Below are 22,311 nucleotides of genomic sequence, written 5' to 3' on the forward strand. Positions count from 1 at the left end.
CGCTCCGCCAGCTTCCGCAAGAACCTTCGTGATCGCCGCCGTCAGCGTCGTCTTGCCATGATCAACGTGACCAATCGTCCCGATGTTGCAGTGCGGCTTATTGCGCTCAAATTTCTCTTTGGCCATCGGTTCGTTACCTCGGTTCCTCGATTGGTCGATCTGTCGAAAACGTCTTGTTACTCTTGCGCGCCGGCGTCTGACAAAGGGTTGGAGCGGGTGAAGGGAATCGAACCCTCGTCATCAGCTTGGAAGGCTGTTGCTCTACCATTGAGCTACACCCGCCTGACCGTTTCCCTTCGTTCCGCCTTACGTCGGTACCTCCGGGGCATCCCGGTGGGTGGTGGAGGGGGTTGGATTCGAACCAACGTAGGCTTAGCCAACGGATTTACAGTCCGTCCCCTTTAGCCACTCGGGCACCCCTCCGTGTCCGACGTCAAATGTTGTGAAATCCCAATAAGTTCGCCGCCGCCGTGATCCCGCGCACGGGCGGCTTTATTGAGCTTTGCCGCCGTGCTGTCAACTAAATTCCCGGTCTCAAAAGCGTATAACGCCCCGCAGCGTCTTCAGCTTTTTCATGATCATGGCTGAAGGCACTGTTGGAAAGGGCGTTTGCAAGAGCCCGGGCGGCGCAATATAAGCGCCCTCATGAGCAAGCGCAAGCGATCCGGCCCGGCCGGCAACCGCCCTCAGGGCAATCAGCGTAACATGGAACGCGGCGAGAACGAACCGCGCCATCGCCACCGTCCCCATGGCGGCGGCCGCCCCGGCAAAACGGGCGGCGACGAGAATTTTCTCTATGGATTTCATGCGGTTATCGCCGCGCTGAAGAATCCGGCCCGCAAGTCGCAGCGGCTCGTCCTGACCCGCAACGCGGAGGCCGAGCTTGCCGCGCAGGGGCTCGCTCCCGGCCGGGGCCTTGCCCTGCAACCCGAGCTTGCAAGCGCCGAGGAGATCTCGGCGCTCCTCCCTCCGGGCGCCGTGCATCAGGGAATCGCCCTCAAGACCACCCCTCTCCCCGACCTCACGCTGGACGAGGCATGCGAAGGGACGAGCCTCGCCGTTGTTCTTGACCAGGTAACCGACCCTCACAATTTCGGAGCGATTCTGCGTTCGGCCGCCGTTTTCGGCGCCGGGGCCCTCATCACGACCGACCGCCACAGCCCGCCTCTGGGTGGCGTGCTCGCCAAGGCAGCCTCGGGCGGCCTTGAACTGGTGAAGATCGCCAAGGTCACGAATCTCGTCCGCGCGCTCGACGAGCTGAAGGATCTGAACTTCGAGGTCATCGGCCTCGATGGCGAGGGAGACGTCTCGCTTCCCGCATTCGGCACGGCGCCCAAGGTCGCCCTCGTGCTCGGCGCCGAGGGCGCGGGTCTGCGCCGCCTCACCCGCGAACATTGCGACATTCTGGCGAGATTGCCCGCGGCCGGCGAAATGAGGAGCCTCAATGTCTCCAATGCGGCCGCCGTCGCACTTTATGAAATCGCCCGGCGGCGAGGCTGATCAGCGCAGTTCGAGGAGATAGGGCGCGACGATCACCCGCTTGAGCTGCCAGCCCCAGTTCCATTCCATGAGATAGATGGTTTGCTCCGCGGCGGGCGAGCCCGAGGGGCCGATATTCGCGCGGAAGAGGAAGGGGCTTCCCTGAAAGAAGGCGTAGCGTACGCTTTCCATCGGCTTTGCCGGCCCCGCTCCGCCCCGTGCCAGCCCTGCAAGCATGCCGGGGTTGATCTGCGTCTGCACCGTCCGGTCGATGATCGTCGCGCTCATCGCCTGCGCGAGCTGCTGGGCGCGCGGATCGAGGGAGGTGATCCGGGCGGTATAGGCCGCCTTGAGATCGTCGCCGATGCCCGCGCGCACCGACGGCCAGTCGACCGAGGAGGCGAGGCTCACCTGATCGCCGTCGGCAATTGCCGACTGGAGCCGGTAAAGCGACCAGTAAGGCCAGACGGTCCAGAGAAGCGCGAATATGGCGCCCGTCGCCACATAGGGGCCATAGCGGCCGAACCGGCCGGAGGCCACCCCATACGCAATCCCGCCCGCAAGCGCGGCGGCGACCGCCGTGCCCAGAAACCAGTAAATCGGGTAACCCAATGCACTCCCCCGCCCTCGCCCGGCACATGGCCGGCGCTTCGCCGGGCGCTGCCCGGCACATGGCCGGCGCTTCGCCGGGCGCTACTCTAGCCGCACGGCAGCCAGAGGCCCAACCCCAATCGGCCGCAAGCAGGCAAAGACCGGTGGCTTGCAGCCCGCACATTGCATAAGTATGTTCCGCGCGATCATCGACGGGGCACCATCCGCCCCGCAGGCGCCCTTGTAGCTCAGTTGGTAGAGCACCTGATTTGTAATCAGGGGGTCGCGGGTTCGAATCCTGCCGGGGGCACCACCAAACTCAGTAGCTTGGCGCCGCGCGCCCTGCCCTCGATATTCTCGGGACAATAGTCGGCCTGACAGAACAGCCAGGCCCGCCCTGAACCCTGCGCCGGATTTGGCCCGGCATGGGTCTTCCCGGACCCTCTACGCCGCCGCTCAGTCGCGGGGTGTGCCGGCGGGGGCGGGCGCAACCACCCGGCCGAGCGCCCGATCCCGAAGCGAATACTTATTCCTTACACGGATATTTATCGGCAAGGCTCCTGCCCGCCAGTTCGACGGCCGGGCGCGCATTGAGTTCGGGATGCGTCTTCGCATAGGCGACGACGAGCGTCGAGAATTCCTCATATCTGAGAAGCTGGGGCAGGTGGAAGCAGACGCTTTCGTTGCCCTTCGGCCCCAGCCGATGCAGCATCGTGGCCTGCCCGGCCTCGGTCGCGTTGTAAACGGCGACCACCATGCCCGCGAGGAACTGGTTGCAAGCCGTTGCCGAAACCTCTCCTCCCTGGCTCGTATCCTGACTGAGCGATGCCTGACACGCCGCGACGAGATCCGCGCCGGTCTTGATGTCGACGCTCCTGCCCGGGTCGGCAAGCGTGGGGGCGGCAAGCGCCACCAAGAGCGCGGGGACGGACAACAATGAAATCTGCCGGGTGAACCTGCTCATCGAAAGCTCCTGTTTCAGACGCGCCTTGACCCCCTCAGACAGCATACAGAAAAGCCGCGCCACTTTCGAGGCGCAGCTTTCGTGAATCGGGCGCTTCCGTCAGTCCGCCGATTTTATGGTCTTGTGGAGATCCTCGGCAGCGCCCTGATCGGTGATCTGGCGGCCAAGCGCCACGACATTCGGAATCTCCTCATCCGTGAGTTCCTTCATGCGCTGCTTGCGCTGCATCGCCTTCTCGATATAAGGCGCAAGCTCCTCGGCCTTCTTCTTCTGCCGCTCGTCCTCATGCTCCTTGAACTCGGGCATGACGTCGCTGGCAAAGAGCTCGAGCGCCTCGCAGATATGCTCGTGCTTGTTGCGCCCGCCCTGCTGGATGAACGTCACCTGATCGACGCCCGCCTCCGCGAAGCCGCGCAGGTGGCGGCGCATCTCGTCCGGCGAGCCGATGCCGCGATTGCCGCCTTCCTCGGGCAGCGAGGAGCGCGCCTTCTCGAACCCCTCCCAGATATTGGTCCGGCCCGGCTTGTGCTCGCCGAAAATATAGTGGTGGCCGAGCGCGTAGCTGAAGAAGCGGAAGCCGTCCATGCCGCGCGCCTTGGCCACGGCGGAATCGTGATGCAGCGAGAAACCCGTGACCATCGCGACGTTCGGGTTGCAGGCGTGCCCGATCGGAACGCACTCCTCCTTGAAGATGCGGTAGTAATCATCAACCCACTGCTCCGCCTCCTTCGGGTCGACGAAGGCGAAGGTCAGCGCGCCAATACCGAGCCGCGCGGCGAGCTTGATCGTCTCGCGGTTGGAACAAGCGACCCAGAGCGGCGGATGCGGCCGTTGCACGGGCTTCGGTACGACGTTGCGGCAGGGCATCGAGAAGAATTCGCCCTCATATCCGGGATAGGGGTCCATCGCCATCATGTTGGCGCATTGCTCCACCGCCTCGCGCCACATGGAGCGCTTCTGCGCCACCGGAATGTTGAAGCCGCCAAGCTCGAGCAGCGCCGAGCTTTCGCCCGTGCCCCATTCGACGCGGCCCCGCGAGACGAGGTCGAGCGTCGCGATGCGCTCGGCCACGCGCGCCGGATGGTTGTAGTTCGGCGGCATCAGCGTGATGCCATGGCCAAGCCGGATGTTCTTCGTTCGCTGCGAACAGGCGGCGAGGAAAACCTCCGGCGCCGAGGAATGCGAATATTCCTCGAGGAAGTGATGCTCCACCTCCCAGGCGTGATCTATGCCGAGCCTGTCGGCCAGCTCCACCTGGTCGAGTGCATCCTGAAAGAGCTTGAGTTCATCGCCTTCATTCCACGGACGCGGAAGCTGATGCTCGTAAAAAATTCCAAAGCGCATGGGCGCTCTCTCCGATTCTTGTTCTATTTATTCAGTACACAAATTGCCTTGCGTCTCGTCTCCCCGAGGCGGGTCGAGCCAGCCGCCGGGATGCGCCGTCACGCCGCCTTTGCGAGGTCGTCGAGCGCCTCGAACTGCGCGAGAAGCGCCGCGCCGTTCGGCAGGGCGAGAAGCAGCTTGCTCACCGTCTCATGCGTCTGCGCGCGCGAGAAATCGGCCTGCGTTACCGAGTGCCAATGCACCATGCCTTCCCAGATCGGGTCGATCATCTTCGCGCCTTCGATGGTGCCGCCATCGACGGTCCTGAAGTTGAAGCTGCGCATCTCCGAAATCGCCGTCTGGAGATAGGCGACGTGGATCGCCTCGTCCGTCCTGATGCGCTCCACCATCCTCGCCGCCTGCTCCGCATTCGTGCGCCGGTCGGCGAAGTTGTCGGGATCGCGCATGACCGTGCAGCAGAAGCTGAAGAATGCCTCGGCGCGCACCTCGATCATGAGCACGTTCATCAGCAGAATAATGAGCTGCTCGAAGCCGGCCGGGAGCTGCGGCATGAGCCTGCCCGTATCGGGCCTGCCGATGTTCTCCGGGATTTCCGGGAGCGGATAGCGGTCCTTGCCGAAGAGAAGATCGCGCGTCGCGAACCACATCTGGTCATGCGCGCCATAGGTCGGATCGTTCGGGTCGCCGCCCTCGTCGACGCCATGCGCATAGAGCAGGCCCTTGTGCAGATGGCCCGTGCAGGTGTTCGACACGTCGTCGGCGATGATCTGCTGGAAATCCGGCGCCTCGAACTCGCAGAGCGCCCGTCCGCGCGCCTCGATGACGCCGGTGATGGTGAGCGAGTTCCAGAGCGTCTCGCCGAGGCCGTTGGCGAGCAGGAATTTCTGCTGCGCGATGTTCGGATAATTGCTGCGCTTCAGAAGCTGCACGCTCGCGTCAATGAGCGGAAAGCCGCGGCCCGTGAGCTGATCCTGCCAGGCCTTCACCGCCGGCCAGCGATGGAGCGTGCGCGGCGAGATATAGGTGCCGGTGGCATCGAACCCGCCATGCAGTTTGTAGCCAACTTCCTCATGCGGCTTCGCATAGGCATGCGACGCCATCAATTCGTCGCGCGAATATTTGAGTTTCTGCATCCCTTCCTCCCATGTCGGCCTCTTGCGGGCCGGCTTTCATTGCGTCCGGAGCGCCCGGACGAATAGCGTCGTCATGTTGTCGATGAAGATGTCGCGATCTATGTGATCGCGCGCCGCAAAGGCGCCGCCCTGCTTGATCGCGCCGATGATGAGATATCCGGCGAGGCGGGTGTCGATGTCTCCGGCCACCGCTCCCTTGCTCTGCAGCTCGTCGAGGAGCCTGGTCCAGCCCTGCGCCCATCGCGAGGCAGGCATCTTGCGGCTCATATCGCCGGTCGAAAAAACCGTGACATCGGTGAGCGCGGCCGCGAGCACGCCCGGACGCTCGTCGGAATATTCGAAGATGGCGCGCAGAATTTCGCGGATGACTTCATCGAGCGCGCCGGCGCTGGCGAGATTTTGTGACACGAAAACGTCGAGTTCGTTTGCCGCCTCCTCCGTGAACGCAAGGAAGCAATCGAGCTTGTCCTCGAAATGCAGATAGAACGTGCCGTGGCCGACGCCGGCCTCGCGCGAAATATCCTGAGGGCGCGTATCGTGATAGCCGCGCTCGACGAAAAGCTTTCTCGCGGCTGCAAGCAGCTTGCGGCGGCTTTCCATTTTCCGGCGGGAAGTGCCATTGCCCGCGCCGCTCACGCCAGCGCCGACAGCAGCTTCGTCCGCCACGTCCAGAACGGATGCCTCTTGGCTTTTTTCCCGTCTGGAGGCCGTTTCCTCCGTCACCATGAAATAATGTTCGGCATCAAGTGACAAATTGTCAACGGCTGGGCGGCGCCAACTGACAAAATTGTTAGGGTGCAGCCCCTAAAATGCCTATTCCGCCGCCCGGCGTGCGCCGTTGATGGCGGACCAAAGCTTTTGCGGCGTCACGGGCATGTCGATGCTTTCGATGCCGAGGGGGCGCAGCGCATTGATGACGGCATTGATGAATGCCGCGGGCGCGCCGACGGTCCCCGCCTCGCCCGCGCCCTTCACGCCGAGCGCATTGGAGGTCGAGGGGATCTCGTTGTAGCTCACCTCGAAGAAGGGCACGTCATCGGCGCGGGGCAGCCAGTAATCCATGAGCGAGCCGGTGATGAGCTGGCCCGTTTCCCTGTCGAAGACGGCCTGCTCGCCCATCGCCTGACCGAGCCCCTGCACGATGCCGCCATGCACCTGCCCGGCGACGAGGAGCGGATTGAGGATATGGCCGAAATCGTCGACGGCCGTGTAGCGCGCGATGCGGAAGACGCCCGTGTCCTGATCGATCTCGACCTCGCAGATATGCGCGCCGTTCGGGAAGGTGTTGCCCTTCTGGTTATATTCGCCGTCGCCGGAAAGCTCGCCGAGATCGGCCTGGCGCTCGGCGAGCCGCGCCACCGCGAAAAGGTCGATCTTGCGATCCGTGCCCGCGACGGCGAAGACGGGCTCGCCCTCTCCGCCCCGATATTCGATGTCGGCCTTCGCCGCTTCGAGTTCGTTCGCCGCGATCTCGCGCCCCTTGTCCAGGAGCTTGTCGGACGCATCGCCGATCGCGCCGGTGACGAGATAGAGCGCCTTGGAGCCACCCGTGCCCGCGCCTCCGGGCAGCACGTCGCTGTCGCCAAGATGCACCTTGATCTTTTCGATATCGAGGCCGAGCCGGTTGGCGAGGAATTGCGTCCATGCCGTCTCATGGCCCTGCCCGTTCGTCTGCTGGCCGGTCCACACATGAACGATGCTCTTCTCGCCGTCGATGGCGATGCGCGCATAGTCCGACATGCCTGCCGCCGTGCGCTCGACATAATAGCTGATGCCGATGCCCGCGAGCTTGCCCGCCCTCGCCGCCGCCGCGCGGCGCGCCTCGAAGCCGGCGAAATCGGACTTCTTCAGCGCATCATCGAGATTGCGCGCGAAATCGCCGGAGTCGAACGGCAGCGACGCGCCGCCCTTGTAGGGCATCTCGTTCGCCTTGACGAAATTGCGCCGCCGGATTTCGTCCGCGCCAAGACCAAGCTCGCGACCCGCCTGATCGATGATGCGCTCGATGAGATAGGAAGCTTCCGGCCGTCCGGCGCCGCGATAGGCATCGACCGGCACGGTATTGGTATAGACGGCGCGCACGCGATTGAAGAGCGCGGGCATCTTGTAAACGCCGGCCTGCATGCCGCGTGGCGCGAGCGACGGGATGAACGGGCCGTACTGGCTCTGATAGCCGCCGAGATTGGCGATGGTCTGCACCTCGAGGCCGAGAATATGCCCGTCCTTGTCGAGCGCGAGCGCCGCTTCCGTCACATGGTCGCGGCCCTGGCTGTCGGTGAGGAAGCTGTCGGAGCGATCTGCCGCCCATTTGACGGGCCGCCCAAGCTTCCTCGCCGCGAAGAGCACCAGCGGATATTCCGGATAGACGAAGGTCTTCATGCCGAAGCCGCCGCCGACATCGTCGGTGATGACGCGGAGCTTCTCGACGGGGATCTGCAGCGAATACTGGGCGATGAAATTCCTTATGCTGTGCACGCCCTGGCTCGGCGCATAAAGCGTGTAGCGATCGGAGCCCGCATCATAGACGCCGAGCGCGGCGCGCGGCTCCATCGCATTGACCACGATGCGGTTGTTGATGAGCTTGAGCCGGGTGACGTGATGCGCGACCTTCATCGCCTCGGCGACCGCCGCCTCGTTGCCGAAGCTCCAGTCATAGGCAAGGTTCGATCCCAGTTCCTCCCAGACGACGGGCGCATCCGGCGCCAGCGCTCCCGCCGTGTCGGCGACGGCGGGCAATGCCTCGTAGTCGATGACGAGGAGATCGGCCGCGTCGCGCGCCTGATTGAGCGTTTCGGCGACGATGACCGCGACCGTGTCGCCCGCATAGCGCACGCGCTCCTGTGCGATGAGATGGCGCGTCGTCTTGAAGATCGGCGTTCCGTCGCTGTTCTTCAGGAGGTCGGCTGCAGGGCTCGCTATGACGCCGAGCCCTTCGCGTTTCGCATCCTCGCCCGTGAAGACGGCGAGCACGCCAGGCGCGTTGCGCGCCTCCTCCACGTCGATCGAGACGATCCGCGCATGGGCATGAGGCGAACGCACCATGAAGGCATGGGCCTGCCCGTCGACGGAGATGTCATCCGTGTAACGTCCCTTGCCCGTGATCAGCCTTTCATCCTCGACCCGCCTCATCGGTTGTCCGACGCCGAACTTCACCATGACATGACCTCGCGCTTCGCAGATGGCAGATGGCGTGACATTCGTCCGCGCCCGAATTCCGATGGCGGTGATGGGGAGATGCGGTGCCGCGAGCTTCGCGCGCCGCCTCGATCCCGAATTGTGACCGGCGGGATAGTCTGCCACGGGCCATACCGCGCCGCAAACCTGTCCGCACACCCGCCAGCCTTACCGCTTCCATTTGGGAGCGGGCGGAGCGACGGAGAATTGCGCTATGCGCGTATGACCGTTTGAGGGGGCACGAGCCAACAGGACCGAAAGACATGCACAAGCGAATTCTGGCAGGAACGGCGGCCATTCTGCTCACCGGCATGGTGGCGGCCGGAGCCTATGCCGCAACCCCTGCGCCGGCGGCGCCGAATGCCGCCGAGATGCAGAAGAAGCAGGAAAACCGGTGCGCCGACCGCACCGCGAGGATGACCGGCCGGCTCGCCTATCTCGAGGCGAAGTTGAAGCCGACCGCGGAGCAGCGCGCCGCCTGGGCGAACTGGCGCGACAGCGTGATGGCGAACGCCAAGGCCCGCGAGCAGCAATGCCTGCAGATGCCGGCGCGGACCGAGAAGAAGCGGCTTTCGATCGTTGAGCGCCAGGCCATGCTCGAGACGACGCTCGCGGCGCGGCTCGAAGCGCTCAGGGCTTCCCGCCCCGCGCTCGAGGCGCTCTACAAGACGCTGGACGATAACCAGAAGAAGATCCTCGACCGGGCCGGCGATCTCGAAAACGGTCGCTTCGGGCATGGCAAGGACATGCGCGCGCATCGTTTCGAACAGCGCCGCGGCGGATGGAACGCGCCAGCCCGGGGCTCCGATGCCCCGGCTCCGGCCACGCAGCAATAGCGCGTGCGAGAGCGGCGGAGCCTCGCTCCGCCGCGCCCGGCGCCGTCCGGCATCAAACGAGATTGACGGGCGCGCCGGTCAGAAAGGCCTCGATGTTGCCGACCGTGGTCTCGATGATGCGCTGCACCGCCTCGCGCGTGTAGAAGGCGCTGTGCGGCGTCACGATTACATTCGGCATGTTGAGCAGAACGTGGTTGGCGATGAGGCTTTTCAGATCGTGCTGGCCGGCAAAGGCCGACGAGACAAGCTCGGCCTCCTCGCGGATGAGCGGCTCCTCCGGCAGCACGTCGAGCCCCGCGCCCGCGACCTTGCCACTCCTCAGAGCACGGATGAGCGCAGCGGTGTCGATGAGGCCGCCACGCGCGGTGTTGATGACGACGACGCCCGATTTCATGCGCGCGAATGCCGCCTCCGAAAGCAGGTTCTGCGTTGCCGCCGTCAGCGGCACATGGAGCGAGATGACATCCGACTCGGCCAACAATTCATCGAGCGGGACGAAGCGAAATCCCAGTCTTTCGGCAAGCGCGGGGTCCGGCTTCTCCTCGCAGGCAATGACCTGCATGGCGAAGCCCTTGGCGATGCGGATCGCGTGCCGCCCGATATGACCCGTGCCGATAACGCCGAAGGTCTTTCCCGCGAGATCGAAGCCTTCGAGCCCCTCGGGTGAGAACTGCCCCGAGCGCGCGCGGGCCACGGCCTCGGGAAGGCGGTGGCTGAGCCCCAGCAGAAGCGCGAAGACATGCTCCGCCACCGTATTCTTGCCATAAGTCGGCACGTTGCAGACGGCGATGCCATGCGCCCGGCAATAGTCGAGGTCGATATGGTCATATCCTGTCGAGCGCGTCGCAATGAGCTTCAGCCGTTTCATCTGGCCGAGGACCGCCGCGTCGAGGGTGGAATAGATGAAGACGGAGACGATCTCCGCGTCGGCCGCGACAGCGGCATTGGCCGCGCTCACGCCCTCGGTGAAGAGCCGCACCCGATGCGCGGGCTTGAGCCGGTCGAACGGAACAGCCTCGCGCGCCTCTGCCTCGAAGACGGCGATCGTCACTCAGCCGCCCTGGCATGGGGCGCGACGGGCTCGAGCACCTTGCCTGGATTCAGAATGCCCTTCGGATCGAGCGCGGCCTTCAGCATGCGCATGAGCGCCACTTCTTCGGGCGAGCGCGACCAGCCGAGATATGGCCGCTTCTCAAGCCCGATGCCATGCTCGGCCGAAACGGAGCCGCCGCGCTTCCGGAGCGCGCCGTAAACCACCGCCTCCACCGCCTTGCGGCTTTCCGGCGTGTGCTCGCTGATCGTGCCCGGAATGACGTGCAGATTGCCGTCGCCGAGATGGCCGAAGACCATCAGTGTATGCTGGGGCCATTTCGCCTTCAGCCCCTCGCGCACCTCGGCGATATAGCCATCCATATCCGCGATCTTGAGGCTCACATCGAAGGTGAAGATCGGCCAGTTGCGCGCGACCTGCCCCACATCGTCGCGCAGCGCCCACATCTGGTTGCGCTCGTCCTGGTTCTTCGCGATAACCGCATCCGAAACCTCACCCGCCTCGAGCGCCGCCATCAGCGCCTTTTCAAAGCGAGCCGAATCCTCCGCCTGATCGCCGCCCATGGATTCCACGAGCACGTAATAGGGATGGCCATAAGGGAGCAGCGGCTTGCCCTTCGCCGGCTCCGTCGTCACCAGCTTGTAGAAATCGGCCCACATGACCTCGAAGGCCGACAGCGTGCCGCCAAGCGCGCGCTCCATGTGGCGCAGGAATTTCGGTAGCTGCTCGAAGCTCTCGACCGAGACGAAGGCCGTGTCCTGCGACAGGGGCTTCGGCCGCAACCGCAACACGGCGCGCGTGACGACGCCGAGCGTTCCCTCCGAGCCGATGAAGAGCTGCTTCAGATCGTAGCCGGCATTGTTCTTGATGAGGTGATTGAGCGAGGACATGACGGTGCCATCGGCAAGCACAGCTTCGAGGCCGAGCACCATGTCGCGCATCATGCCATAGCGGATGACGCGATTGCCGCCCGCATTGGTCGAAATATTGCCGCCTATGGTGGCCGAGCCGCGCGCGCCGAGGTCGAGCGGGAAGAGCGCGCCCTTGGCGTCCACCGCCTCGCAGAAGCTCTGCAACACGCAGCCCGCCTGCACCGTCGCCGTGCCGCCTTCGACGTCGATCTCCTCGATCCGGTTCATGCGTTCGAGCGACAGCGCCAGATGCCCGTCCGCCTCACCGCCCTCGACGAGGCCGGTCTTGCCGCCCCACGGCACGATGGGTTCGCCAGCGGCATGGGCGAGTTTCAGGATCGTCGAGACATCGGCGGTCGAGGCCGGGCGCAGCACGGCGCGCGGCGTCCCGAGCCTGCTCCATCCGCCTTGTGCCTTCTCCGCCGCCTCCGCGCCTTCGAGCACGCCGCCCGGCCCGAGAGCCGCCTTCAGTTTCGCGATGAGGTCATCCATCGATCCGGCCATGAGCGCTCTCCCCGGGGTTTGTTGTGGAGGGCAGTATAGCGAAGAAGGCAGGCGCATTCCCCAGATTCTCGATCCTGCCACCCCGGTCTTGTGCCAGGGCGACACCCGAAAATGCGGGCCACGGGCGGGGCCAGGCCAAACCCTACCTCGTCAGCACACGTCCCACCGCCTGCTGCCAGCGCCCGTAGCGGCGGGTGCGCTCGTCCTCCACCATCTGCGGCTCGAAGGCGCGCTCGCATTGCCAGTTACGCGCGACATCCCCGGTCCCGCCATAGAACCCGACCTGCATGCCCGCGAGATAGGCCGCGCCGAGCGCCGTCGTCTCGATGACGGCGGGCCGCTCGACAGGCGCGCCGAGAATGTCGGTCAGGTTCTGCATGAACCAGTCATTGGCCACCATGCCGCCATCGACGCGAAGCGCCTGCGGGCTTTGAAGCCCCGCCGCCTTCATATCGGCCGCCATCGCCTCCATGAGATCGCGCGTCTGGAAGGAAACGGATTCGAGCGCCGCTCGCACGATCTCGGCCGCGCCCGTGTCCCGCGTCATGCCGAAAAGCGCCGCCCGCGCATGCGGGTCCCAATAGGGTGCGCCGAGCCCGGTGAAGGCAGGCACCAGCACGACGGGCGAATTGGGATCGGCGTCCTCGGCGAGCCGCTCGCTCTCGGCGGAATTGGAAATGAGCCGCATCTCGTCGCGCAGCCATTGCACGATGGCGCCCGCCATGAAGATCGACCCTTCGAGCGCATATGCGGTCTTTCCGCCGAGCCGGTAGGCGACAGTGGTGAGCAGCCTGTTGGCGCTCGCCACCTGCCGCTCGCCGGTATTGAGCATGGCGAAGCAGCCCGTGCCGTAGGTCGATTTCATCAGCCCCGGCTCGAAGCACGCCTGCCCCACGGTCGCCGCCTGCTGATCGCCCGCGACGCCTGCCACCGCGATCTCGGCGCCGAAGAGCGACTTCTCCGTGCGGCCGAAATCGGCGCAGCAATCCTTCACCTCGGGCAGCAGGGCGCGGGGAATGCCGAGCCAGCCCAGAATTTCGTCGTCCCAGTCTTGCGTGCCGATGTTGAAGAGCAGCGTGCGCGAGGCGTTGGTCGCGTCGGTCACATGCGCCTTGCCGCCCGTGAGCTTGTAGACGAGCCAGGAATCGACCGTGCCGAAGCAAAGCTCGCCCTTCTCCGCCCGCTTGCGCGCATCGGGCAGATGGTCGAGCAGCCAGGCAAGCTTGGTGCCCGAGAAATAGGGATCGAGCAGCAGCCCCGTCTTCGCCTGAACGGCCGCCTCCCTCCCCTCCGCCTTCAGCCGCGCGCACATATCGGCCGTGCGCCGGTCCTGCCAGACGATAGCGTTGTGGAGCGGCTTTCCCGTCGCGCGCTCCCAGAGCACGGTCGTCTCGCGCTGATTGGTGATGCCGATGGCGGCGATATTCTCCGCATGCGTTCCGGCGGTGAGCAGCCCGCGACAGACCTCGAGCGTCGCCTTCCAGATTTCCTCAGGATCGTGCTCCACCCACCCGTCCTGCGGATAGATCTGCCGAAGCTCCGTCTGGCGCACGCGCATGGGCGAGCCCGCGCGGTCGAACAAGAGCGCCCGCGTGCTCGTCGTGCCCTGATCGATGGATAGAATGTAGTGCGCGCCCGCCATATGCCTCTCCCCATTTTCGGCGGGGAGAGGCTAGCCTGCCGCCCGCGATTGAAAAACCGCTTTCTCGACATGGCCTCTGATCCGGCAGCGGCCGCGCCCGCCAATGCTGGTCGAAATGCCGTACGCCCGGTGCTATATATGAGCCATGACCGTCGAACCGCGCATCGGCACTGCCGGCCCCGCCATGATCGACCCATTCGGTCGGGCGGTGACCTATCTGCGCGTCTCGGTGACGGATCGTTGCGACTTCCGCTGCACCTATTGCATGTCGGAGCATATGACCTTCCTGCCGAAGCGCGACCTGCTGACGCTGGAGGAGCTTGACCGCGTCTGCTCGGCCTTCATTCGCAAGGGCGTGCGCAAGCTCCGCCTCACCGGCGGCGAGCCGCTCGTCCGCCGAGACATGATGACCCTTGTCCGCAGTCTCGGCCGCCATCTCGCGACGGGCGCGCTCGACGAGCTGACGCTGACGACCAATGGCAGCCAGCTCGCGCGCTTCGCCGGCGATCTCGCGGCCGCGGGCGTTCGCCGCATCAATGTCTCGCTCGACACGCTCGATGCCGACCGCTTTGCAAGGATCACGCGCTGGGGGCGGCTGGAGCAGGTGCTGGAAGGGATCGAGGCCGCGACCCGCGCGGGCCTCAAGGTCAAGATCAACACCGTCGCGCTCAGGAACGAGAACGAGGCCGAAATCCCCTCGCTCATCGAATGGGCGCATGCGCGCGGCCACGACATCACGCTCATCGAGACGATGCCGCTCGGCGATATCGACGAGGACCGCACCGATCAGTATCTGCCGCTCTCGCTCGTCCGGTCACGGCTCGAGGAGCGCTGGGCGCTCGAAAATCTGCCCGACCGCACGGGCGGGCCTGCGCGTTATGTCCGCATCCGCGAGACGGGCGGCCGCCTCGGCTTCATCACGCCGCTCACCCATAATTTCTGCGAGAGCTGCAATCGCGTGCGCCTCACCTGCACAGGCACGCTCTATATGTGCCTCGGCCAGGCCGACGCCGCCGACCTGCGCGCGCCCGTGCGCGCAAGCGCGGACGACGCGCTGCTCGACGCCGCCATAGACGAGGCGATCTCCCGCAAGCCCAAGGGCCATGATTTCGTCATCGACCGCCAGCACAAGCGCCCCGCCCTGCGGCGGCACATGTCGGTGACGGGCGGTTAGGGCTTCACCTGCCTGCGCGCCCAGTCGAGATAATCCGCATGCCCCCCGTCGATCGGCAGGAGCAGAAAGGCCGGCACGTCATAGGGATGGAGTTTTCGCGCCTCCGCGATCGTCTCCTCGGCAATCGCCCGCCTCGTCTTGATGAACATGGCGACCTCTTCCGCGCGCTCCACCTGGCCCTGCCATTCGTAAACGGATATGACGCCGGGATAGATGTTCGCGCAGGCTGCAAGCCGCGCCTCGACCAGCGCCTGCGCCATCTCCTCGGCGCTCTCGACATCCGGCAAGGTCGTATAGACAAAGACGAATTCGGAGCCTGTCTCGGCCGTCCCGCTCATATGAGTCTCTCCTGCTCCCGGTCACGCCCGCCCCGGATCGATGCTTTGCGTCCGGGAGCACTCTAGCCTATATCTTGCCAGTCTTTCCGGCCGCTGGCTGGCGATGTTGCCCGATGCGCCCGATGGAACGAGGCGGATGAAGTTCAACAGGATCGCATTCGTGGCGACCGACGTGCCGGAGGCACAGGAGGCGCTGAAGCTGCTGACGGAGCGCTATGGCAATGCCGCGCCGGCCGATGCCGATGTCATCGTGGCGCTGGGCGGCGACGGGCTCATGCTCCAGACGCTGCACAAGCACATGCATCGCGGCATCCCGATCTACGGCATGAACCGCGGCTCGGTCGGCTTTCTCATGAACGAGTATCGCGAGAGCGACCTGCCCCTGCGGCTCGAGGCGGCCGACATCGTGCGCCTTCACCCCCTGCGCATGAATGCGACGCTGGCGAACGGATCGGAGCATCATGCGCTCGCCATCAACGAAGTCTCGCTTCTGCGCGAAACGGCCCAGGCAGCGAAGATCCGCATCTTCATCGACGACAAGCTGCGCATGGAGGAGCTGAGCTGCGACGGCGTTCTCGTCGCGACGCCCGCCGGCTCCACCGCCTATAATCTGTCGGCGCAGGGTCCCATCATTCCCATCGACGCGGCATTGCTCGCGCTGACGCCGATCAGCGCCTTCCGCCCGCGGCGCTGGCGCGGCGCGCTGCTCTCGCATCGCGCCAAGGTGCGCTTCGAGATTCTCGAGCCGGATAAACGCCCGGTCAGCGCCGTCGCCGACCATCGCGAATTCCGCGACGTCGTCGAGGTACATGTCGAGGAAGACCCCGCCATCGACCTGCTGATGATGTTCGATCAGGGCCACAGCCTCGACGAACGCATCCTGACCGAGCAGTTCCTGCACTGAAGAGGCCGAAGCCTCTCAGGCGCGAATGTTCGACAGCGGCTCCTCGGTGACGTCGTAATCGGCCTCGGACGGGATCGCGAGCACCGGCCCGCTCTCCTTCTGCACGATCTTCGGCTCGACCGTGACGATGCGCGAGCGCCGCGCCGTCTCGATGGCGTCACTGACGCAGGAGAACCGCCCGAGCTTCTGCACGTTGACCCGCGTCGGGAAGATGATCGTGCGCTTTCCTTCCTCGGCCTCGCGCACGGCGTCCGACGGACGAATCCAGACCGAGTCGACCGATTCATGCCCGTCATGCAGCGCCAGATGATCGGCAGGCGCGGCGGTCACATAGAAGCGCGTGTCGAAGCGCTTCGGCATCATGTTGGGCGTGATCCAGTGCGCGAAGGGCGTCAGCAGATCGGCCGCGAGCCGCAGCCGCTCCTCCGCCAGCATCTCGCCGATGCCAATCTCGCCCCTGTTGAGCCTGTCGCGATGGACCGCGAGCGAGGAGAGCTGCGCCGCATTGACGAGCGCGTTGGTCCGCTCGCTGCGCGCAAGCAGGACGCCGCATTCCTCATAGGCTTCGCGGATAGCCGCGACCCGCATCGAGAATTCCCAATCGTCGAGCCCGTCGAGCCCATCGACCCGCGACCGCACGCGGTCGTCCATGTCGCGCGGATCGACCTTGCCGCCCGGAAACACGAGCGCGCCCGAAGCGAAGTCGATCTGGTGATGGCGCACCACCATGAAGACCTCGAGCCCCTGCGCGCCATCCCGGACGAGCAGAATCGTTGCCGCCGGTATGAGCTTGTCGCTCGCTGGATTGGACATTCGGCTTCTCCCTGTTTCGTTTTCTTACGGTTTGCCGGGATTGTCCGCGAATTCTTTACCGGGAGGCAACGCTAATTCAGATGCCGGGGCGAGATTAAGAAGACCTAAACTCGCGATCTCGCACAGTCGAATACGCGCAGCCCTTTTCGCGCGGGCGAACCCTTGTTTGGTTTCAAGATGTACAGCAGTTCGTTTCGGCTGACCAATCGGGACATTGACCTGGCCTTCGAGGCCGGACACCTGCACCTCGTCTTCCAGCCGAAGATCGCGCTCGCCACGGGCCGCGTTCTCGGAGCGGAAGCCTATGTCCGCTGGCAGCATCCCGAATACGGGCTGATGCCGCCGGGGCTCTTCCTTTCCTTCTTCGACCGGCGCGAACGTAGCGGCGAGCTGGCTCGTTTCGTCGCCGGTGCGGCCGCTAACACGATCCTCGAATGGCGCGGACGCGGGCAGAGCTGGCCCGTCTCCATCAACCTTTCCGGCAGCGATCTCGCCGACCCGATGCTCGCGGGCGCGCTCGACGCGATCATGAACGAACGCGGTCTCGATCCGGATTGCCTCACCATCGAAGTGCCCGAAGCCGTCTTCGCACGGCACGCCGAGGATGCGGTGGAGACGATCCGCGAGTTCCGCCGCTTCGGCTTCCGCACGGCGCTTGACGGCGGCGGCGCCTTCATCGTGCCCTCGCGCTTCATCGCGCCGGACCATTTCAACGAGATCAAGATTTCCGGCGGCGCCATCATCCGGTTCGCGCGCCGACTGAGCCAGTCGGGCCTCGGCTTCATCGGCAAGCGCGTCTCGCTCGCCGCCTCGCACGGCCTCGACGCAACGGCCGTGGGGGTCGAGGACGAGATGACGCTGTCCTCGCTCGCGGCCCTCGGCTTCACCGCCGCTCAGGGCACCCATATCTGCAGCCCGCGCGAGGCGGCGGAGCTTGCCGGCTGGTCCTTCGCGGCGACCCTGCGCCACGACTTCGAGGAAGCGGCAGCCGAAGACGCGCTCGACGAATTGCTGCTTACCGAGGCGATCGACGACGAGCCCGTGGAGCCCGCCATCACGCTTGGCGATCCCGGCATCGAACTCGACTACGAGACGCTTGAACTCGCCATTCCCGGCACGGACGACGTGCCCGTGCCGGTATCATCGCTCGACATCGTCTGCATCTTCCCCGGCCGCAGGCTCATCGCGCTGCTGCGCCGGCCGACCTATCGCGGCCGCAGGCTTCCCGGCATCGAACGGCCGATCCGGATGCGCGTGCGCCGCCCGAAGGCGAAACGCAAGAAGACGAAGAACTTTCTGCTCCGCGCGCTCGGCTTCTAGACCCGCTCGATCACCATCGCGATGCCCTGCCCGACGCCGATGCACATGGTGGCAAGCGCATAGCGCACCTGCCGCTCATGCAGTTCCTGCGTTGCCGTCGCCACGAGCCGCGCGCCGCTCATGCCGAGCGGATGGCCAAGCGCGATCGCGCCGCCATTGGGGTTCACATGCTCGGCATCGTCCGGCAGTCCGAGATCGCGCATGACGGCGAGCCCCTGCGCGGCGAACGCCTCGTTGAGCTCGATGACGTCGATATCGCCGATATTGAGGCCGGCCTTTTCGAGCACCTTGCGCGTCGCGGGCGCCGGACCGATGCCCATGATGCGCGGCGGCACGCCTGCGGTCGCCATGGCGACGATGCGGGCGCGCGGTGTCAGGCCATATGCCTCGACCGCGTCGGCGGAGGCGACGATCATCGCGCAGGCGCCGTCATTGACGCCGGAGGCGTTGCCCGCCGTCACCGTTCCGCCCTGGCGGAAGGGCGTGGGCAGTTTCGCCAGCGCCTCGAGCGTCGTGTCGGGGCGGGGATGCTCGTCTTCCGAGACGACCTTCTCGCCCTTCTTCGAGGTGATGGTGACGGGCACGATCTCCTTCGCAAGCCGGCCGGACGCGATCGCCCTGCCCGCGCGCTGCTGGCTGCGCAGCGAGAAGGTGTCCTGATCCTCGCGCGAGATCTGGAATTCCTCGGCGACATTCTCCGCCGTCTCCGGCATGGAATCGGTGCCGTACTGACGATGCATCAGCGGATTGACGAAGCGCCAGCCGATCGTCGTGTCATAGATATGCGCGTCGCGCGAAAAGGCGCTTGCGGCCTTGCCCATGACGAAGGGCGCGCGCGACATGCTCTCCACGCCGCCCGCGATCATGAGATCGACCTCGCCCGACTTGATGGCGCGGGCCGCCGTGCCCACCGCATCCATGCCCGAACCGCAAAGACGGTTGATCGTCGTGCCCGGCACCGCGTCGGGAAGGCCCGCCAGCAGCGACGACATGCGCGCCACGTTGCGGTTGTCCTCACCCGCCTGATTGGCGCAACCGAACACCACATCGTCGACGCGGCTCCAGTTGATCGACGGATTGCGCGCCATCAGCGCCATGATCGGCACGGCGCCGAGATCGTCCGCACGCACGCCCGACAACGCTCCCGCATAGCGGCCGATTGGCGTGCGGACCGCATCGCAGATGAAAGCTTCGCGCATGGTGTGAGGCATGATCCTGACCCTTCCCGGCTTGGAGAACAGCAATTGAAGGGCCGCAAACTAACAGCTTCGGCAGCTTTCAGCGACGAGGTTTTTCAGCCGTTCAGGCCGCGTGCCCGCTGCGCCAGGGAAGCGCTCTCGTGAAACGGGCGAGCCGGTCCAGAAGAAAATCGAGATCGCCGGCGGTGACGTCCGGATATTGCGCGGCGATGCGCTCCATCACGCAGCGGCGAAGAAACGGCCGGTCCGAAAGATAGCCATCAGCCTGAACCTCGTGAACCACATCGAGCGCCGCGCGAAAGGCGGGGAAGAAGACTTCCGGCAGCCCCGAGCGCGCATAGGCGGCGCGAAAGCCGAGCGGGCCGAGATCATGAATGAGCCTGACGATGCGCTCCTCGCTCACATCAGTGAGAAGCGCGAAGCCAAGCTCGACGAAGCGCACCTCGCCCGCCGAAAGCACGCGCAGCAGCAGCGAGGCGCCGAGCCGCTTGCGCTCGAAGATCTGCTCCACGATGCGCGGCAGTTCGTCGGGGCTGGCCGTCATCACCAGATCGACGACGGTGCGCTCCCATGCAAGGTCCTGAAGCAGCGATGCCGTGACCACGTCGATCCCGTGCTGCTCGATCAGATAGTTCCGCAGCCCTTCCGACACCATGGTCACGAGACGCTCGACGAGCGCGGGCGGAACATCCTTGCGGCACGCCATGGGATCGAGAACTTCCTCGTCGCCCGCATAGCGGTCGGCGAGCTGCTGCAGAACGTCGGGCGCGATGATCGCGCCTTCATTGGCGACGAGCACCAGGACGGCGCGGCGATCTCCCGCCCAAGCGATCGTCTCGGACACTGCAGGCCTGACCTCGGCGCGCCCTGCGATCGCGCATTGCTTCGCCGGATTGCCATGAAGCACAAGCTCGACCAGGTCTTCGTCCGTCAGCACGGCCGAGGATTCGAGCACGGGCAGCGAGACCTCGTCGATGTCGCGCGCCAGCGCCATAATGATGTCATGCGGCGCATCCGTCAGATCGCGCAGACAATGCGCCAGCGCCCGCCGTACGCTGACCGCCACATCGTGAACGAGATATCCGAGAATTTCTTCGGCAAGCGCGCGCTCGCGCGGTGTCAGCACGACATTGCGGAACTGCCCGGCGACCTTGGCCGCGGCGGCGGCCCGCACCTCCTCCGTCGGCTCCGACAGAAGGCGTTCAACATCGGCGAAGGTCAGCCTCTCCTGCATCGCCCCGTTCCCTGGCCATGCGCATCGCCTTATGGCTCGCGCCCCGCATGGACGAAATTCGTCCGGCTTTCACGCTGGTTAATCAGCCTACGGCCAAACGCTTAACGAACCCTTCATCCTGATCCGGGCGGGCGCCAGCCATCGGGAGCAGCGCGGGCGCCGCCGCAGCGGCTTCCGGTGCGGCCTTTGACAGCCCCTTCGATTCATGGATGATCCGGCCCATCGCGAAATTTAACCAAATCGGCATCAGAACAACGAAATTCCGGGGAAAAAACCATGCTGGAAGGTATCAAGGTCATCGAGATGGCGACCTACATCGCCGCGCCGGGCGCAGGCGGCATCCTCGCCGACTGGGGCGCGGATGTGATCAAGATCGAGCCGCTCTCGGGCTGCCCCATGCGCTACACGATGAAGAATGTCGGCGCCGACCACCTGAAAGGCAGCCCCATCTTCGATCTCGACAATCGCGGCAAGAAGGGCATCGCGCTCAACACCGCGACGCCGGAAGGCGTCGAGGCGGTGAAGCGCCTCGTGAAGGACGCCGACGTTTTCCTCACCAATGTGCGCCCCGGCGGGCTCGAGCGCTCGGGCCTCGACTATGCCGCCCTCTCCGCGATCAACCCGCGCCTCGTCTATGCCACCGTCTCGGGCTACGGCCTGGAAGGGGCCGAGCGCGACCGCCCCGGCTTCGACATCGCCGCCTTCTGGGCGCGCTCGGGCCTCGGCTACCTCCAGCATGTGAAGGGCGGCGAGCCCACCACGCTCAGGACCGGCATCGGCGACCACACGACGAGCATGGCGACCGTGAGCGGCATCCTCGCCGCGCTCGTCGAGCGCCAGCGCACCGGCAAGGGCCGCCTCGTCGAAGCCTCGCTCCTGCGCACGGGCGTCTATGCGGCGGGCTCCGACATGGCCGTGCAGCTCAAATTCGGCAAGCTCGGCTCCACCAAGTCCCGGCATGAGGCCGTGCAGCCGCTCAGCAATTTCTTCAAGACGAAGGGCGGCGAGTGGTTCGCCATCGTGCCGCGTCAAGGCACGGTCGACTGGACCGCGATCTGCAAGATCATCGGCAAGCCGGAACTCGAAACCGACCCCCGCTTTGCCGATCCGAAGTCGCGGCGCGCCAATGCCGCCGAGCTCGTCGACATTCTCGACGCGGCCTTTGGCGAGCACGATCTCGCCTATTGGCGCCCCCTGCTCGACAAGGAAGATGTGATCTGGTCGCCGCTCATGCGGCCGGCCGATGTGGTCAACGACCCGCAGACGATCGCCACCGGCGCCTTTGTGGACGTGCCCGAGCAGGACGGCTCCGGCACCTATCGCGCGCCTGCAAGCCCGATCCGCTTTCACGGCGCCGACGATGGCCCGAAGGGCCCCTCGCCCGCGCTCGGCCAGCACACGCTCGACGTCCTGCGGGCCGCGGGCTATAGCGATGCAGACATAGAGAAGCTCAAGGAGGCGAAGGCGATCGCCTGAAGCTCCTAGCCGTAAGCGAAGCCCGAGCGCGGCAGCATCACGCGGCGCTCGGCCTTGCGGTCGTCCTCGGCGCGGTTCGATGTTTCGGAAGACTTGTCGCTGCCCGGCACATCGAGCGAGGCAAGGAGCTGAACGACCGCCGGGGAAAGGGTGAGCGGCGCCCGGCCGGGCATGCCGCCAGCCGCGCCCGTCGTCGCGGGCGCATCGCGGCGGGAGGGCTCGGC

General features: G+C 65.5%; 21 protein-coding genes and 3 tRNA genes. 7 read left to right on the plus strand and 17 right to left on the minus strand.

The genetic code is table 11. The features are described 5' to 3' along the window. The 3 genes from WBG82_RS00455 to WBG82_RS00465 all read right to left on the minus strand — a co-directional run. The coding region (locus WBG82_RS00455) for a GTP-binding protein (protein ID WP_424420102.1) at nt 1–126 on the minus strand (126 nt) is incomplete at its 3' end. Between the two features lie 82 nt (nt 127–208). After that, nucleotides 209–282: transfer RNA gene (locus WBG82_RS00460), tRNA-Gly, on the minus strand. Nucleotides 283–338: 56 nt separating this feature from the next. Continuing rightward, nucleotides 339–423: transfer RNA gene (locus WBG82_RS00465), tRNA-Tyr, on the minus strand. Nucleotides 424–645: 222 nt separating this feature from the next. On the opposite strand from WBG82_RS00465, the gene rlmB reads away from it, so the two are divergent. Next, complete coding sequence (rlmB, locus tag WBG82_RS00470; protein WP_424420062.1) at nt 646–1,500, plus strand: 23S rRNA (guanosine(2251)-2'-O)-methyltransferase RlmB; 855 nt, start codon at nt 646–648, stop codon at nt 1,498–1,500. On the opposite strand, the gene WBG82_RS00475 is transcribed toward rlmB, so the two are convergent. Continuing rightward, entirely contained in the window at nt 1,501–2,091 is a 591-nt protein-coding gene (locus WBG82_RS00475; RefSeq protein ID WP_424420064.1) for a DUF2939 domain-containing protein, read from the minus strand. Nucleotides 2,092–2,307: 216 nt separating this feature from the next. Here WBG82_RS00475 and WBG82_RS00480 point away from each other — a divergent pair. Then, nucleotides 2,308–2,383 (plus strand) — tRNA-Thr (locus WBG82_RS00480). Between the two features lie 213 nt (nt 2,384–2,596). On the opposite strand, the gene WBG82_RS00485 is transcribed toward WBG82_RS00480, so the two are convergent. From WBG82_RS00485 to WBG82_RS00505, 5 genes are all read right to left on the minus strand, one after another. After that, complete coding sequence (locus tag WBG82_RS00485) at nt 2,597–3,034, minus strand: Rap1a/Tai family immunity protein (RefSeq protein ID WP_424420066.1); 438 nt, start codon at nt 3,032–3,034, stop codon at nt 2,597–2,599. A gap of 99 nt (nt 3,035–3,133) precedes the next feature. Next, nucleotides 3,134–4,378 carry an LLM class flavin-dependent oxidoreductase gene (locus WBG82_RS00490; protein WP_424420068.1) on the minus strand — a complete coding sequence of 415 codons (1,245 nt, stop codon included), beginning with the start codon at nt 4,376–4,378 and terminating at the stop codon, nt 3,134–3,136. Between the two features lie 98 nt (nt 4,379–4,476). After that, on the minus strand, nt 4,477–5,511 hold the full coding sequence (locus tag WBG82_RS00495) for a hypothetical protein (RefSeq protein ID WP_424420070.1): 1,035 nt from the start codon (nt 5,509–5,511) through the stop codon (nt 4,477–4,479). Nucleotides 5,512–5,547: 36 nt separating this feature from the next. After that, entirely contained in the window at nt 5,548–6,177 is a 630-nt protein-coding gene (locus WBG82_RS00500) for a TetR/AcrR family transcriptional regulator (RefSeq protein ID WP_424420072.1), read from the minus strand. A gap of 147 nt (nt 6,178–6,324) precedes the next feature. Then, on the minus strand, nt 6,325–8,811 hold the full coding sequence (locus WBG82_RS00505; protein ID WP_424420074.1) for a xanthine dehydrogenase family protein molybdopterin-binding subunit: 2,487 nt from the start codon (nt 8,809–8,811) through the stop codon (nt 6,325–6,327). A gap of 137 nt (nt 8,812–8,948) precedes the next feature. Here WBG82_RS00505 and WBG82_RS00510 point away from each other — a divergent pair, with 137 nt between their 5' ends. Next, nucleotides 8,949–9,521, plus strand: coding sequence for a Spy/CpxP family protein refolding chaperone (locus WBG82_RS00510; RefSeq protein ID WP_424420076.1), 573 nt, complete (start codon nt 8,949–8,951; stop codon nt 9,519–9,521). Between the two features lie 52 nt (nt 9,522–9,573). On the opposite strand, the gene WBG82_RS00515 is transcribed toward WBG82_RS00510, so the two are convergent. The 3 genes from WBG82_RS00515 to glpK all read right to left on the minus strand — a co-directional run bounded on the left by WBG82_RS00515 (nt 9,574) and on the right by glpK (nt 13,629). Then, the gene (locus tag WBG82_RS00515; protein ID WP_424420078.1) at nt 9,574–10,572 is read right to left on the minus strand and encodes a hydroxyacid dehydrogenase; all 999 of its coding nucleotides are present in this window, start codon (nt 10,570–10,572) and stop codon (nt 9,574–9,576) included. Further along, entirely contained in the window at nt 10,569–11,987 is a 1,419-nt protein-coding gene (locus tag WBG82_RS00520) for an FAD-binding oxidoreductase (protein ID WP_424420080.1), read from the minus strand. Before WBG82_RS00520 ends, WBG82_RS00515 begins: the two co-directional genes overlap by 4 nt. 142 nt (nt 11,988–12,129) lie before the next feature. Continuing rightward, nucleotides 12,130–13,629, minus strand: coding sequence for a glycerol kinase GlpK (glpK, locus tag WBG82_RS00525; RefSeq protein ID WP_424420082.1), 1,500 nt, complete (start codon nt 13,627–13,629; stop codon nt 12,130–12,132). A 145-nt stretch (nt 13,630–13,774) separates the two neighbouring features. Here glpK and moaA point away from each other — a divergent pair, with 145 nt between their 5' ends. After that, nucleotides 13,775–14,803: a GTP 3',8-cyclase MoaA gene (moaA, locus tag WBG82_RS00530; RefSeq protein ID WP_424420084.1), complete on the plus strand. Its 1,029-nt coding sequence runs from the start codon at nt 13,775–13,777 to the stop codon at nt 14,801–14,803. On the opposite strand, the gene cutA is transcribed toward moaA, so the two are convergent. After that, nucleotides 14,800–15,141, minus strand: coding sequence for a divalent-cation tolerance protein CutA (gene cutA / locus WBG82_RS00535; RefSeq protein ID WP_424420086.1), 342 nt, complete (start codon nt 15,139–15,141; stop codon nt 14,800–14,802). The two genes, moaA and cutA, sit on opposite strands and share 4 nt — an antisense overlap. A gap of 136 nt (nt 15,142–15,277) precedes the next feature. Between cutA and WBG82_RS00540 the strand changes: the two genes are divergently transcribed. Continuing rightward, on the plus strand, nt 15,278–16,045 hold the full coding sequence (locus WBG82_RS00540; protein ID WP_424420088.1) for an NAD kinase: 768 nt from the start codon (nt 15,278–15,280) through the stop codon (nt 16,043–16,045). A 15-nt stretch (nt 16,046–16,060) separates the two neighbouring features. Here the strand turns inward: WBG82_RS00540 and WBG82_RS00545 are convergent, their stop codons facing one another. Beyond that, a complete protein-coding gene (locus WBG82_RS00545) occupies nt 16,061–16,858 on the minus strand; it encodes an NUDIX hydrolase (protein WP_424420090.1) in 798 nt (265 codons plus the stop codon). A 177-nt stretch (nt 16,859–17,035) separates the two neighbouring features. Here WBG82_RS00545 and WBG82_RS00550 point away from each other — a divergent pair, with 177 nt between their 5' ends. Then, nucleotides 17,036–18,178 (plus strand): EAL domain-containing protein, encoded by a 1,143-nt coding sequence (locus WBG82_RS00550; RefSeq protein ID WP_424420092.1) that lies wholly within the window; start codon nt 17,036–17,038, stop codon nt 18,176–18,178. Here the strand turns inward: WBG82_RS00550 and pcaF are convergent. Further along, the gene (gene pcaF / locus WBG82_RS00555) at nt 18,175–19,377 is read right to left on the minus strand and encodes a 3-oxoadipyl-CoA thiolase (protein ID WP_424420094.1); all 1,203 of its coding nucleotides are present in this window, start codon (nt 19,375–19,377) and stop codon (nt 18,175–18,177) included. The genes WBG82_RS00550 and pcaF overlap by 4 nt on opposite strands. Nucleotides 19,378–19,480: 103 nt before the next feature. Continuing rightward, a complete protein-coding gene (locus WBG82_RS00560; protein WP_424420096.1) occupies nt 19,481–20,611 on the minus strand; it encodes a DUF2336 domain-containing protein in 1,131 nt (376 codons plus the stop codon). A 276-nt stretch (nt 20,612–20,887) separates the two neighbouring features. Between WBG82_RS00560 and WBG82_RS00565 the strand changes: the two genes are divergently transcribed. Beyond that, complete coding sequence (locus tag WBG82_RS00565; RefSeq protein WP_424420098.1) at nt 20,888–22,087, plus strand: CaiB/BaiF CoA transferase family protein; 1,200 nt, start codon at nt 20,888–20,890, stop codon at nt 22,085–22,087. Between the two features lie 5 nt (nt 22,088–22,092). Here WBG82_RS00565 and WBG82_RS00570 read toward each other — a convergent pair. Continuing rightward, nucleotides 22,093–22,311, minus strand: a 219-nt coding sequence (locus WBG82_RS00570; protein ID WP_424420100.1) for a hypothetical protein, incomplete at its 5' end; no start/stop codon positions are given.

The organism is Parvibaculum sp., from assembly GCF_049671045.1.
In the GTDB taxonomy this organism is placed as follows: domain Bacteria; phylum Pseudomonadota; class Alphaproteobacteria; order Parvibaculales; family Parvibaculaceae; genus Parvibaculum.